The organism is Parafrankia sp. FMc2, from assembly GCF_041008525.1.
GTDB lineage: Bacteria > Actinomycetota > Actinomycetes > Frankiales > Frankiaceae > Parafrankia.
Window position 1 is genome coordinate 12,885 of sequence record NZ_JBFLUG010000060.1, and the last position, 10,845, is coordinate 23,729.

Sequence of the window (10,845 nt, forward strand, 5' to 3'; positions counted from 1 at the left end):
CTACGCGACACTTGCCCATAGCCGCGCGTACTCCGCCGAGGCGGCCGGGTTGCGCTTCGAGGTCAGCGACGATCCCACGTTGGCCGGGTCGTCCTCGCTGAAGCACATCTCGCCGACGAACTCCAGGTCCGGCCGGACGGCGCACTGCTCGAAGAAGGTGCGCATGCCCCGGATGAAGAACGCGCTGTCGCCGCCGCCCTTGTCGCCGGCCGCGCTCGGGGCGTTCTTGACGCCCCACTCCTGGAGCATGAACCCCTTGCGGTGCTCGGCTGCCACGTTCGCCCACCAGCGCGCGCCGCCGGCCTTGTCCAGCTCGCGCTGGAGCTCGGCGTCGGTCCGGGCGACCGCGTAGTGGTCATAGGCGTCCACGCCGATGATGTCCACCACGTCGTCGCCCGGGTAGGCATCCAGCGGGTTGTGACTCGGTGGGTTCTGGCTGTACCCCTTGTTCGCGATCAGGGCGAAGCGCGCCCGGCTGCCGGTCTCGCGGACGAGGATGCGCACCCGCCGCCAGGCCTCCCGGAACTTCCGCGCGTCGGCCGCGGAGTGGTGGAACCAGTCCCCGTTGTACTCCCAGGCCAGCGGCACGATCATCGGCGCAAAGCCGGCAGCCTCCCGCGCCACCATCGCCGCACCCATCGCCTTGATGTCGGTGTCGTAACGGCCGGAGAGGACCTCGTCGGCGGTCACCGCGTTCTTCGCGGAGGTGACGTTCTGCCGTTCGGGGCCGAATGCCTGCGCCAGGACGAGGACGAGCTGCCTGTCCGTGAATGTGGTGGTGTTGATCAGGTGTCCCGAGCGCCACATTGTGGCGGCGTCCTTCTTGCGCTCGGAGTAGACCAGCCACAGCCCCGGCCGGAACCCGAAGCGCCGCGCCCACTCGTCCGGCCCGGCCTGGGTGTAGTTGTTGCCGCCCAGGTAGGCGCCGGACAGCCACGTCCCGGCGGGCTCGGACGGGACCGAGGGCCCGCCCTCCACCGCGGCCAGCCGCTTCTCGACGTCGGCCACGCGGTCCGTCAGGGCCTGGTGGTCCGTCAGCGTCGGTACGTTCACGCCGGTCATGTCGCTCCCGTCGCCACAGGTGCTCCCTACCCACCACCCATACCTCTCCGGAATCTCACGTGCACGTTCTGTAGTGTTCGGGGTGGTGGTGCTGGGGGTCGGCGGCCGGAGGGCGGGTAGGTGGCTCGCCCTCCGGCCGCTGCGCCGGGGCCCGTGGGTCTGACGGCTGGTTCTGTCGGTGCCAGGTGGGACGTTGGCGGGATGCTTGCGGTCGCCCTCCCGACTGGCAGCACGAGCCGACCGACGACGAGACCCCCGAGCCACGGCGGCCGGGGGTCTCGTCGTCGGCAGCTACGAGCGGTGGGCTCTCGCGACTCTGTCGAGTTCGCGCTTGGCGATGTGCCATCCGGTCCCGTAGCACCAGATCGCCCTCAGCTCCTCGTCGGCGATCCAGTCGAGAACGGTGCGCGGTGTGACGCCCGCTCGCTTGGCCGCCGCATAAAGCCGCAGCTCATCCTCCATCTCAACCCCCCGGAATCGATGTGTATCTCTGCGTGGTAACGGAGCATCCGCGCAGGTCGGGACCCCGTCGAGGGGTAGATGCTGGTTGTTGTCCGAACGTTGCCGCCCGTCAAGTGACAGTGACTCGGGCAGGCCTTCCGGAATGGTCCGTATGGGTCAGGTGGAAGGTGGCCAGATCGGACCCATCGCGTCCCCCCGGTAGCGCGGAACCACGTGGATGTGTAGGTGGGCGACAGTCTGCGTGGCGGCTTCGCCAGTGGACTGAATGATGTTGATGCCATCCGGTCGCAGCTCTTGGCGTAGACGACCAGCGACAATGTGGGTGACCACCATCAGCCCCTGCCAGATCGACCGGTCGACATCCCAGATGGTCTCGACATGCCTGAGGGGAACCACCAGGGTGTGACCCCGAGTCGCGGGACTCAACGGAGCGAAAGCCACGGCGCCCGGGTAGCGGGTCAGATTCGTGGCCCGCGTGCGACCGGCGCCAATCTGGCAGAACGCGCAGGGGTCAGATGTCACGATGCTCCTCTTCGGCGAGATGAACGCGGAGCCTCTGCCCGGTCCGGGCGGCTACGACGATCCGGTGATGACCGTCCCAGACTCGCCCATCGGAACCGACCAGGATCGGGACCTGCATATAGTCCTCGGAGACCCAGTTGAGCCGCTCGCGGTCGCGCAGAGCGAGATCGACGATCTCGTTGACCCAGGTCCGCGGCGGGTTGTGGCTGCCAGGCCGCCAGCGGGCCATGACTTCGTCGGCGGCGAGGGTCGGGACGGGCCTGCGGCGGAACCGAAGCCCTGCCATGCCGTCGTCGACTTCCCACCAGAACAACGCGCCAGGACGGCACAGCGGCCGGTCCTCGGGCTTGATGTCCGTCAGCCACAGCTCGACGGTGGCGCGGTCTCCGTCGCCCTTGACCACCTCGGCGGTGAATGCCTCGGAGCCAACTTCCTGGACGACGCCCTCCCACATCTCCGAACCGGTCACCGCGTTACGCTCCCGGTGGAGGCATCGCCGAGACGAACCCCTGGCAACGCTTGACCGGACGCGCCAGTGATCTGCCGGGCTCCACCTCCACCAGTGCAGACTCCGCCTCACACCGCAGCACCTCGAACTCCTCCGGGTGCGCGTCCCGCAGCCTGCGCAGCGCGATGGCGTATGCCTGCTCGGGGATGCTCTCGCGGTGACGGCGATGACGCTCCTGCCGGCGGCAGTGGGCCTCCTCACCCTGCCGCCGGTTGCGATCGGCGACGAGCGCCCTGGCCTCGCGTCGCAGTGCCTTGGTGCCCTCCAGTGCTCGTAACGAGGTGGCGCGAATGCCCTTCAGGCGGTACATCTCCGTGTGATTCTGTGCCAGCCTGGCGACTCCGATCCTCTCTTTCGTCTGGATGATCGTCAGCTCGATGTCGGCGTACATCCGGCCAATCGTGTCGAGCCAGCGATCCAGGACGTCGTCGTCGCGCAGGCCGTCGTGGAGCGGATGAGGCGCAGCGCCCGCCCCGCGACCGCGGCGGTCCGCCTGGACGAGGTCGTAGAACGCGGCCTCGTCCAGACCCAGGAGCTGGCCGACCAGATCAGACACGACCGGCCTCCCTCGCCGGAGAACCGGCGGCGCCGCGGGTGGACTTCTCGGAAAGCCAGGTGGCCAGCAGCGCGCCGGCCCACAGGCACCCAACGTGCAGCGCCTGGTCGGCCCGGTTCACGCCCGGCCGCCACGGTGCTCCGTCCGGGTCGGTCTTGATCGTCATTGCCGCCCAGCCGGGGCTTCCGGTCGCCGCCATGATCCGCTCCGGCAGCCAGCCCCGGTCGATCAGCGCGTGGCTGCCCGCGGACAGGGCGAGCCCGGCCAGCAGCCCACGGCCCGAGACCGGAGCCCGGGTGACCCGGACCGTGGTCGCGACGGTGACCGCCACGGCAGCGTGGTAGCTCGCCACGTGCCGGAGGTTCGCCGCCCACCCCGAGCTGCCCGGCTTCTGCTTGCCGCCGGCCTGATCGTCGGTCTGGATGACATGGTCGCCGAACTGGTGGCCGATGTAGGCGGCAACGAACAGGGGTGCGAAGGCGGACGTGCGGTCAGGCACCACTCCCACCTCCCGCGGGCTGGTCCCCGTCGGTGTCGTCGTCGCCGCCGAGTAGGGATCCGAAGGCCCGGTCGAGGGCCGAGAACAGGTCGCCGCCCACCCTGTCGAGGCGGCCACGGGAGCGCCCGTAGCCGGAGACGGTGTTGTCGGAGGTGATGTCGAAGGGCGAGGAGTCGGTCATGGTCGTTCCTTTCGATGGGTGACTGCGAAAGCTGGCTGCTGATCGGCGGGTGAGTTGCCACCTCGCCTCTTGGTCAGGTGGCCGCCGGGGACCACGGGATCAGGCGGCGGGCCATCTCGGCGGGCCGTCGATGGCGAAGGCGATGGACCGCGCGACGTCGTTCACGTGCTCGCGGTAGCGGTAGCGGTCAGGTCAGCCCTGCGTGGTGGTCTCGGGGTAGAAGCGGGCGACCGCCTCCGGGTAGGTCAGCCCGCCCTCACGCACCGCGGCGGCGAAGTCCGCGGCGTGCTGGTCCGCGGCCTGGTCCTCCGGAGAGACGGGGAAGTCCCGGACGGCGCGCGCGGTGTGGTAGCTCGCCCACCAGGTGGGGTCGGTCGAGCCGCCCTCGAACAGGGGTCGGTCGCGCTGGATCTCGTATTCCCAGGAGCCGCCGCGCCGCTCGGCCCCGAGCAGGGTGGCCGTGCCGCGCATGGCCTCGGGATACTGCTGGGCCCGCCAGTGGTAGACGCGGGAGCCGGGCGGCAACGGGTGGTCAGTCACCGTCGGACCCCTCGGCGAGCAGCGCGTCGATCTGCGCGTCGACGAAGTCCTGGGTGGCCTGCACCGACTCCGAGCGGCTCCGGGCGATCATTACGTCCGGCTCGGCGAGAAGGCGGTCCAGCATCGGCGCCGGGTCCGCACCCAGCGGCGTGGCCTGAAGGGCCGCCCAGGCGAGGTCCTCCTCGAAGTCGGTCATGCCGCCGGGGCTGATCTGGTTCTCGTTGAACTCGTCCAGTGCGCGCCGGTAGTCGCTCTCCGCCGCGAGGTCGCCCAGCCAGCCCATCGGCGAGAAGCCGGGCGCGCTCGGGTCGCTGATCTGGGTCATGAGATCTCCTCGGTGCCGTCGTGCGTGGTGGTCCAGCCGAGCGAGGCCGCAGCCTCGTCGAGGGCGCCGATCAACTCGCGGCGGAAGCGGGGCCAGTTGGTGGCGTCGAGGATGGCCGGCTCCGTCGAGGGCCTGACGGTCACCCTCGACGGAGAGATCGACAGCGTCGGCTCGCCGCCGGCCTGGATGGAGATGGCGTCCTCGTGGGTGTGGATCTCGACGGCGCCGCAGAGCGGGAAGACCTGCCGCCCCGGGAACTTCCCGGTCATCGCGTGCCTCCAGCGGCCACCAGTGCGGCGCGGTAGGCGGGCGAGGTCTGGCGCACGACCCCACGGCGCCGGTCTTCCTCGACCAGCGCGCCGAAGTACAGCCGCTCCACCTCGTCCATGCCGAGCAGGTCCACCGCGAAGTCCCAGTACCGGGCCACGGTGGCCGCGTGCCGGCAGGCCAGCTCCGGCGCCAGCCCTACCAAGCGCGGGTGCTCCAGGTAGCGAGCCGGGTAGTTCTCCCGGGCGTAGCCGGTGCCCTCCCAGCGCCGCTTCCAGACGTGCAGCAGGGCGGCACCCTTGTCCAGGTCGGACAGCTCGTCCCACGAGGGCAGGTCGCTCACCCGCCGCGGGGCGAACAGGGCGTTGAGGCGCTCCCGCTCGCCCTTGGTCAGGTGAGCGTCGAGGCGGTTGGGCCAGGTCAGGCACAGCGCGCCCACGTGGTCACGTGACACGAGACCCGCGCGGTTCCCGCTCTCGTCGGTCACGGTGGCCAGCACCTCGCGGGTGGTGCCGGTCAGCTTCTTGACCGGGGTCACGGGGGCCGGCGTCAGCAGCAGCGTGCGGCCCCGGTCCAGCGTGAAGGTCATCGGTTCGGTCATCGGCGTGTCCTCTCAGCGTGGTCGCGGGTCAGCCAGTCGTCGCCGTTGTGTCGGCGGTAGAGCGGGGTGTGGTTGGCCTCATGGACGGCCAGCAGCGTCGCGATGGGCACCGCGTCCAGCGCCTCGCTGTCCGGCAGGGGCACGCCGGAGCCGGTCAGCAGGTTCGGGTGGGCGCTGGCTAGGTGCTTGATCAGCGCCTCGCGGTCGTCATCGGCGCTCACGGCCGCCCGCCCTGAATCCGCCCCAGGACGTCCAGGTGCGCCCGTATGGCCTCGTCGCCGGTGGAGCGCCGCTCGATGGCCACCTCGTCCGAGCCGAGCAGGGCCGCGGTCTCGAAGATCAGCGGCGGCAGGCCGTCCTCGACGTCCTGCGCCGAGCGCATGTCGTCGGGGATGAACATCGTGGAGACCTTGACGGGGCCGGCGTCGGTGGTGACCGTGTCGTGGGCGAACCGGCGCGCGTCGGAGTCGGCCATGAGGGCCTCGCCCGTCGCGTCGCTGATCGGGTTTCCCTTTACGCCGAAGAAGGCCACCCTCACCACCCCCGCTCGCGGAAGCGAAGGAGCTGGACACGCAGCGCCTGCTCGGCGTTGTCGGCCGCGGAGTCGGAGACCACCTGCGGCCGGAAAGCTGGCTCGCCCTGCGCGTAGTGGCCGGTGATCTCGTATTGGTGCCCGGAGCCGTAGGCGTCCGGCTGGCGCTCGGCGCGCAGGGTCACGTGGCGCGGCACGGCGAGCAGGTGGACGCGGGTGGCGGTGTCGGTTGCGGCGAGCGGTTCCGCCGGGTCGGTCGGTGCGGTCTGGTTCATGCGGTACCTCTCGGTGGCGGGTGATTGGCGGGGGTGTAGCGAGAGGGGGCGAGAGGCCCTCGGGCATGCGAAAGCCCGGGGGTACCTCAGCCCCCGGCGGGCCAGCCCGTGGCGCGGTACTCCGTCACCTCGGCGTCCACCTCGGTCTGCCGGAGATGTTCATCCAGCAGCTCGCTGCCGTCCGGGTGCGTCTCCCACCACGCGGCGAACATGCCCGCATGCTGGCCGAGCAGGTGATCCAGCCCGGCAGCGTCGAGCCCGGCTAGGGCGGCGTCGCGGAACCGCGGCCGGTCGACCTCCAGGGCATCGGGCAGGCCAACCTGGTCGGCGCGCTCCTCCAGGGCCAGTAGCTCCATCTGGTCGTGGTGGGACAGGACTCCCGCCGCGTCGGCGGTGAGGGTCCACGTGGACTCGCCGAACCGCCCGTGCAGTACCGGGGCGCTCGGCAGGGTGCGGTCGAGGTCAGTCACGGCTTCCCTCCGGGTTGGTCGCGGCGGCGTGCTCCGCCGCGGTGCGGTGGCCGGTGACTCCGTCGTAGGGCAGGGGTACCGGCGGGGCCGTCGGGTTGGTGGGGTGCTCGACGCTCACGGACTTCTTGTTGACCCGCACCACCCGCAGCCAGCGGGAGCCACCGCACTGGAGGACGTCCCCCTTGGCGAAGTCCGCGGGGCGCCAGACCTTCGCGCCGGCAGCCTCGGCGGCGGCGACCTGAGCCCGCCAGTAGGCGATCCGCTGCTCCAGGTGGGAGATTCTGAGGTCCAGCCTGGTGGGCTCGGCGGAGGTGACACCGTTCGCTGCCCGTCGGTCCGCGATACGCCGGTCGGCCCGAAGCTCGGCCTCCATCCGGTCGATGCGGCGCAGCGTGACGTAGACGTTCTCCCGGTAGCGCTGGGCGTTCTCGGCGGACTCGGCCCGCCCGGCCCAGTGGGTGGCCTTGCGGCCCTCCGCGAAGGACTTCCTCAGACCGCTGTCGATGCGCTCAAGGGCCTTCTCGTGCTTCTTCTGGGAGTGGTGGCCGTAGAGCACGGGCTGGCCGAACGGGATGTGCCGCTGGATCTCGCGGGCGCCAGCCTCGGCGGCCTCGGACCGGCCGGCGGCGTTCTCCGAGTACCCGGTGAACCGCTCCGCGCGGGCGGCGGCACGGCCGGCGCGCTCGGCCTCCACCACGGCGGTGGAGCGCGGGGTGTCGTCCACCTCGACGGCGACCTTGAAGTCGGCGGCGCGCAGCGCCTCGGCGGCGGCCTGGATCTTCCATGAGGACATCCGGTCCCGCGATCCCTGGACGCGCCAGGCGCCATACCGGTACGTGAAGCCGTTGGCCTTGAGAATGTCCCCGGCGCCGTCGCCCTTGCTGGTGCCCTCGGCGACGGTGCCCTCGGCATGACTGTGCGAGATCTCGATCATGCGGTGGCCCTCCGCGCCGCCGGACGGTGGTCGGTGATGCGCTCGTAGAGCAAGGTCAGTGGGGCCCGCTCCGGGTCGGCGGGGTGCTGGATGCTGAAGGTGCGGGCGTCCGCCCGGACCACGCGGTGCCAGCGGGAGCCGCCGGTCTGCACGTGGTCGTCGCGGGCGATGTCGTCCGGGCCCCAGACCCGCACCCCGGCGGCGGTGTCCTCGTCTACCTGCTCGCGGGCCTGGGTGAGCTGTGTCTGGACCCGCGTGAGCCGCATGGTCACGTGCTCGCGCATCGGGTGTCCCTCGGAGTAGCGGTCGAGGTCGGCCGTCAGTTCGGTGCGCAGCTTCTCCAGCCGCTGGACGCGGCCCAGGTGCCCGGTGGCGAACCGGCGCTCCATCCGGGCGTCAGTGGAGGGCAGGGTGGGTTCCTGCTGCCGCGGCCGCGCCCTCACAGGGCGCTCCCGTCGAGCACGCGCAGCGTGACCTCGGAGCACAGCAGTCCGGTGTCGGCCAGGTCGTCGAGGACAGGAACGGTGTGCCTCATGCGGCACCACCCGCCGGGCGGAACAGCTCGCAGAGGGTGTGCCGGGTACTGCCACACGGCACGGCGGCGAGGAACACGTCGGAGGTGACCTCGACGCTCCAACCGTCCACGCCCACAACGCGGACGGTTGCGGGCTCGCTGTCGGCGCCGCAGTCGAGGAGGAGTTCCTGTCCGGCGGTCAGGGTCGGCAGGTCGTCGCGGGTGAGGCGGTTCACGCGAACACCACCTCGACGGGCTCGATGGCCTCGCGCCCACCCACGGCGCGGCAGGCGGGGCAGTAGTCGGAGCAGTCACGGCCGGGGGTGCCGAAGCCGTTGCGGCCCTCGGACAGGTCGTGGCTGGCGGCGGCGAGCCGGGCGAGCCGGTCCCGCAGCTCGGCGTAGGGGATGCGGTCCACTGCGTCGCGGTGGAGGGCGAGGCGGTCAGGCACGGCGGTCAGGCCTCCAGGGGAAGCCGGGTGGCCCCGGCGGCGGTGAGGGCCAGCACCCACTCGGCGTCGGCGGTGGACAGCACGACCGGAGCGCGGTAGGTGACGGTGCGCGGGCGGGCGGCCGGGCTGAGCCGGCGCATCCGCCGGGCCCGGCGGCGCGGGCGCATCGGCTCCTGTGCGGGGGAGTCCTCGGTGAACATGGCGGTGGGTCCTCTCCGGTCTCAGGCGGCGGCGGGGGCGGCGAACGGGGCGGTGAGCTGGGCGTGCAGTGCGTCGATGGCGTCGAGCGCCTCGGCGCGGCGGTCCTCGGAGGGCACCCGGTCGGTCTCGCCGCGGGCGGCGTCGAGCAGCTCGATCAGGTCGGTGGCGGCGGGCCAGCGGATCCCGTCGACGTCGCGGGCGTAGCCGCGCAGCGCGTCGAGGCCGTCGAGGACGTCGTCGAGGAGGCGGCCGTCGGTCTCGGGCCCCCACCCGGTTGGCTCGTACCGCTCGTCCCAGTGATCGCAGGGCATCGCACCCTCCCCGTTTCTCTCGTTACACACCGCTGTACCGGAGTGCTACCGCACTGTATGTCAGTGTAACGCGAGAAGTCGAGAGACAGCAGGGCGGGAACGCAAAGGAGGGCGGAGCCCGATGTCGGGCCCCGCCCTCCTGGCGGGTTCGATGTGACAGCACTGTCACTGACGTGTGGGTGCGATCCGCCCCCGCCCACTATCTCGGCGACGCGCGCAGGGGCGCTTAGTCAGTCACGCACGGGGGTCGGGCGTCCGGGTTCACCCAGGACAGTGCCTCGGCCAGCAGTTCGCGCCGCACCGCGGTGCGGCGGGCCGAGGCTCTCATCTGGGTACTCGGCATGGCGGACGAGCACGCTGCCAGCCGGGCCGAGGGTCAGGGGTGCGAGGTAGGGGGAGGGGGCCAGTCCCCCTGCTGGCGCTCCCAGTCGTCCAGCATTCGCTGCAACACGGCAGCCAGCTGGCCGCGCTGCTCATCCGTCATCCGTGGCGCGCTAGCCTGCGCCCGGCCCGAGACCAGGAACCACTCCTCCACGGTCATCGGTGGCGGGGTGCGTTCGAACTCGATCACCACGCGCCTGCCATGCTCCACCGGCACCGGGGGCTCGCCCTCCAGTGCCACCCGCTCCGCGGAGTGCGGCAGCCAGTCCATCGCCGCGTCCACGTCCAGCAGGGCCTGCACGGTGGCCGGAGGCAGCGAGCCCCGGTCCAGTGCAGCGAACAGGTCTGCGGGGCTGGGTAGTCCGGGCAGCACACCCTCGGCCAGCGTCGCCCACATGCCCGAGGGGACCTCGGCCGCGGGGTCCTTGCCCCGGTCTGCGCACCGGGTCTCGATCGCGCGGCGCAGCCGGGCCGGCAGTTCCTCCAGCGGCGTCGGGGCCTGACCCTCGAGTGCCACCCTGCGCGCGGAGTCCGGCGTCCACTCCATGCGCTCGGCCCATTTCTTGAGCCGGGACACCAGTGCGGGGCGGCCGTCGCGCAGGTCGTACCGGGTCGAACTGGTGCCCTTGGCTCCCGCGAGCCAGCCACGCTCCAGGCGCCGCCGCTCCACCGCGTCGTACAGCGCCCGCGACTGGTCCGGGGTCGTGACCGCACGCCCGCGCCCGTCCACCGGTGCCACGCCGTCCGGCCCGTCCTGTCCCATCGCCATATACACATCATCCCATCTGAGTCCAGGCGGAGACGGTGCCAGCCTCGGGTGTAAAGCGAGGAGTCGAGAAGCCGGGCCCACTTTCTCTCGACTCCTCTTGTCACACTGACATAAGATGCCGTTGAGTGCCGTCTCGGAGGGGTAGGAGGGGAGATGTAGTGATCGATTCGATGTCCACGGCCGAGGTCGAGTCAGGGGTGCCGCCGGGGCTGGAGGCCCTGTTCGCCCGGCTCGACGCGCTACCGAAGGACGAGTTCCTGACCACGCCCGAGGTGGCCGAACTGTTCCGGGTGAAGGAGCGCACCGTCGGCACCTGGGCGCGCACCGGCCGCCTGGCCGGCGTGATGATCAGCCGCTCCGGCGGCTGGCGGTTCAGCCCGGCGGACCTGAAGGCTTTCGCTCGGCGCAAGTACACCGCGGCGCAGCCCGTCCCCGCATGACAGCGGCCGGGCGCGGGAGGTGACCAACCCATAACCCCGCAACC

General features: G+C 71.4%; 23 protein-coding genes. 1 reads left to right on the forward strand and 22 read right to left on the reverse strand.

Annotation, left to right across the window (positions count from 1 at the left end; all coding sequences use genetic code 11):
- The 22 genes from AB1460_RS20485 to AB1460_RS20590 form a co-directional block, all read right to left on the reverse strand.
- Positions 1 to 1,062, reverse strand: a complete 1,062-nt coding sequence (locus tag AB1460_RS20485) for a glycosyl hydrolase (RefSeq protein WP_368963345.1) — start codon at positions 1,060 to 1,062, stop codon at positions 1 to 3.
- 291 nt (positions 1,063 to 1,353) lie between these two features.
- A complete protein-coding gene (locus tag AB1460_RS20490) occupies positions 1,354 to 1,524 on the reverse strand; it encodes a helix-turn-helix domain-containing protein (protein ID WP_368963346.1) in 171 nt (56 codons plus the stop codon).
- 156 nt (positions 1,525 to 1,680) lie between these two features.
- Positions 1,681 to 2,046: an HIT family protein gene (locus tag AB1460_RS20495; protein ID WP_368963348.1), complete on the reverse strand. Its 366-nt coding sequence runs from the start codon at positions 2,044 to 2,046 to the stop codon at positions 1,681 to 1,683.
- Positions 2,036 to 2,515 (reverse strand): hypothetical protein, encoded by a 480-nt coding sequence (locus AB1460_RS20500; protein WP_368963350.1) that lies wholly within the window; start codon positions 2,513 to 2,515, stop codon positions 2,036 to 2,038. Before AB1460_RS20500 ends, AB1460_RS20495 begins: the two co-directional genes overlap by 11 nt.
- A gap of 4 nt (positions 2,516 to 2,519) precedes the next feature.
- Positions 2,520 to 3,110, reverse strand: a complete 591-nt coding sequence (locus tag AB1460_RS20505; RefSeq protein WP_368963351.1) for a hypothetical protein — start codon at positions 3,108 to 3,110, stop codon at positions 2,520 to 2,522.
- Positions 3,103 to 3,609, reverse strand: coding sequence for a DUF3307 domain-containing protein (locus tag AB1460_RS20510; protein WP_368963352.1), 507 nt, complete (start codon positions 3,607 to 3,609; stop codon positions 3,103 to 3,105). Before AB1460_RS20510 ends, AB1460_RS20505 begins: the two co-directional genes overlap by 8 nt.
- The gene (locus AB1460_RS20515; RefSeq protein WP_368963354.1) at positions 3,602 to 3,790 is read right to left on the reverse strand and encodes a hypothetical protein; all 189 of its coding nucleotides are present in this window, start codon (positions 3,788 to 3,790) and stop codon (positions 3,602 to 3,604) included. Before AB1460_RS20515 ends, AB1460_RS20510 begins: the two co-directional genes overlap by 8 nt.
- A 192-nt stretch (positions 3,791 to 3,982) precedes the next feature.
- Positions 3,983 to 4,330 carry a hypothetical protein gene (locus tag AB1460_RS20520; RefSeq protein ID WP_368963356.1) on the reverse strand — a complete coding sequence of 116 codons (348 nt, stop codon included), beginning with the start codon at positions 4,328 to 4,330 and terminating at the stop codon, positions 3,983 to 3,985.
- Positions 4,323 to 4,655 (reverse strand): hypothetical protein, encoded by a 333-nt coding sequence (locus AB1460_RS20525; RefSeq protein WP_368963357.1) that lies wholly within the window; start codon positions 4,653 to 4,655, stop codon positions 4,323 to 4,325. Before AB1460_RS20525 ends, AB1460_RS20520 begins: the two co-directional genes overlap by 8 nt.
- The gene (locus AB1460_RS20530) at positions 4,652 to 4,924 is read right to left on the reverse strand and encodes a hypothetical protein (RefSeq protein ID WP_368963359.1); all 273 of its coding nucleotides are present in this window, start codon (positions 4,922 to 4,924) and stop codon (positions 4,652 to 4,654) included. The genes AB1460_RS20525 and AB1460_RS20530 overlap by 4 nt, the downstream gene beginning before the upstream one ends.
- On the reverse strand, positions 4,921 to 5,523 hold the full coding sequence (locus AB1460_RS20535) for a hypothetical protein (RefSeq protein ID WP_368963361.1): 603 nt from the start codon (positions 5,521 to 5,523) through the stop codon (positions 4,921 to 4,923). Before AB1460_RS20535 ends, AB1460_RS20530 begins: the two co-directional genes overlap by 4 nt.
- Positions 5,520 to 5,744 carry a hypothetical protein gene (locus AB1460_RS20540; RefSeq protein WP_368963362.1) on the reverse strand — a complete coding sequence of 75 codons (225 nt, stop codon included), beginning with the start codon at positions 5,742 to 5,744 and terminating at the stop codon, positions 5,520 to 5,522. The genes AB1460_RS20535 and AB1460_RS20540 overlap by 4 nt, the downstream gene beginning before the upstream one ends.
- Positions 5,741 to 6,055, reverse strand: coding sequence for a hypothetical protein (locus AB1460_RS20545; RefSeq protein ID WP_368963364.1), 315 nt, complete (start codon positions 6,053 to 6,055; stop codon positions 5,741 to 5,743). Before AB1460_RS20545 ends, AB1460_RS20540 begins: the two co-directional genes overlap by 4 nt.
- 2 nt (positions 6,056 to 6,057) lie before the next feature.
- On the reverse strand, positions 6,058 to 6,330 hold the full coding sequence (locus AB1460_RS20550; protein WP_368963366.1) for a hypothetical protein: 273 nt from the start codon (positions 6,328 to 6,330) through the stop codon (positions 6,058 to 6,060).
- A gap of 86 nt (positions 6,331 to 6,416) precedes the next feature.
- On the reverse strand, positions 6,417 to 6,800 hold the full coding sequence (locus tag AB1460_RS20555; protein ID WP_368963368.1) for a hypothetical protein: 384 nt from the start codon (positions 6,798 to 6,800) through the stop codon (positions 6,417 to 6,419).
- Positions 6,793 to 7,734 (reverse strand): DUF3560 domain-containing protein, encoded by a 942-nt coding sequence (locus AB1460_RS20560; RefSeq protein WP_368963370.1) that lies wholly within the window; start codon positions 7,732 to 7,734, stop codon positions 6,793 to 6,795. Before AB1460_RS20560 ends, AB1460_RS20555 begins: the two co-directional genes overlap by 8 nt.
- Complete coding sequence (locus AB1460_RS20565) at positions 7,731 to 8,177, reverse strand: hypothetical protein (RefSeq protein ID WP_368963372.1); 447 nt, start codon at positions 8,175 to 8,177, stop codon at positions 7,731 to 7,733. Before AB1460_RS20565 ends, AB1460_RS20560 begins: the two co-directional genes overlap by 4 nt.
- Before the next feature lie 88 nt (positions 8,178 to 8,265).
- On the reverse strand, positions 8,266 to 8,484 hold the full coding sequence (locus AB1460_RS20570) for a hypothetical protein (RefSeq protein WP_368963373.1): 219 nt from the start codon (positions 8,482 to 8,484) through the stop codon (positions 8,266 to 8,268).
- A complete protein-coding gene (locus AB1460_RS20575) occupies positions 8,481 to 8,699 on the reverse strand; it encodes a hypothetical protein (RefSeq protein WP_368963374.1) in 219 nt (72 codons plus the stop codon). Before AB1460_RS20575 ends, AB1460_RS20570 begins: the two co-directional genes overlap by 4 nt.
- 5 nt (positions 8,700 to 8,704) lie before the next feature.
- The gene (locus AB1460_RS20580) at positions 8,705 to 8,899 is read right to left on the reverse strand and encodes a hypothetical protein (protein WP_368963375.1); all 195 of its coding nucleotides are present in this window, start codon (positions 8,897 to 8,899) and stop codon (positions 8,705 to 8,707) included.
- A 21-nt stretch (positions 8,900 to 8,920) separates the two neighbouring features.
- A complete protein-coding gene (locus AB1460_RS20585) occupies positions 8,921 to 9,211 on the reverse strand; it encodes a hypothetical protein (protein ID WP_368963376.1) in 291 nt (96 codons plus the stop codon).
- 376 nt (positions 9,212 to 9,587) lie between these two features.
- Complete coding sequence (locus AB1460_RS20590; protein ID WP_368963377.1) at positions 9,588 to 10,361, reverse strand: hypothetical protein; 774 nt, start codon at positions 10,359 to 10,361, stop codon at positions 9,588 to 9,590.
- Positions 10,362 to 10,531: 170 nt separating this feature from the next.
- Here AB1460_RS20590 and AB1460_RS20595 point away from each other — a divergent pair, with 170 nt between their 5' ends.
- Positions 10,532 to 10,801: a helix-turn-helix domain-containing protein gene (locus tag AB1460_RS20595; protein WP_368963378.1), complete on the forward strand. Its 270-nt coding sequence runs from the start codon at positions 10,532 to 10,534 to the stop codon at positions 10,799 to 10,801.
- Positions 10,802 to 10,845 lie beyond the last annotated feature (44 nt).

Coding starts and splice junctions, on each gene's coding strand:
- AB1460_RS20485 (WP_368963345.1), bottom strand. CDS start 1,062: ATGACCGGCGTGAACGTACCGACGCTGACGGACCACCAGGCCCTGACG.
- AB1460_RS20490 (WP_368963346.1), bottom strand. CDS start 1,524: ATGGAGGATGAGCTGCGGCTTTATGCGGCGGCCAAGCGAGCGGGCGTC.
- AB1460_RS20515 (WP_368963354.1), bottom strand. CDS start 3,790: ATGACCGACTCCTCGCCCTTCGACATCACCTCCGACAACACCGTCTCC.
- AB1460_RS20525 (WP_368963357.1), bottom strand. CDS start 4,655: ATGACCCAGATCAGCGACCCGAGCGCGCCCGGCTTCTCGCCGATGGGC.
- AB1460_RS20530 (WP_368963359.1), bottom strand. CDS start 4,924: ATGACCGGGAAGTTCCCGGGGCGGCAGGTCTTCCCGCTCTGCGGCGCC.
- AB1460_RS20535 (WP_368963361.1), bottom strand. CDS start 5,523: ATGACCGAACCGATGACCTTCACGCTGGACCGGGGCCGCACGCTGCTG.
- AB1460_RS20550 (WP_368963366.1), bottom strand. CDS start 6,330: ATGAACCAGACCGCACCGACCGACCCGGCGGAACCGCTCGCCGCAACC.
- AB1460_RS20560 (WP_368963370.1), bottom strand. CDS start 7,734: ATGATCGAGATCTCGCACAGTCATGCCGAGGGCACCGTCGCCGAGGGC.
- AB1460_RS20580 (WP_368963375.1), bottom strand. CDS start 8,899: ATGTTCACCGAGGACTCCCCCGCACAGGAGCCGATGCGCCCGCGCCGC.
- AB1460_RS20585 (WP_368963376.1), bottom strand. CDS start 9,211: ATGCCCTGCGATCACTGGGACGAGCGGTACGAGCCAACCGGGTGGGGG.
- AB1460_RS20590 (WP_368963377.1), bottom strand. CDS start 10,361: ATGGCGATGGGACAGGACGGGCCGGACGGCGTGGCACCGGTGGACGGG.
- AB1460_RS20595 (WP_368963378.1), top strand. CDS start 10,532: ATGTCCACGGCCGAGGTCGAGTCAGGGGTGCCGCCGGGGCTGGAGGCC.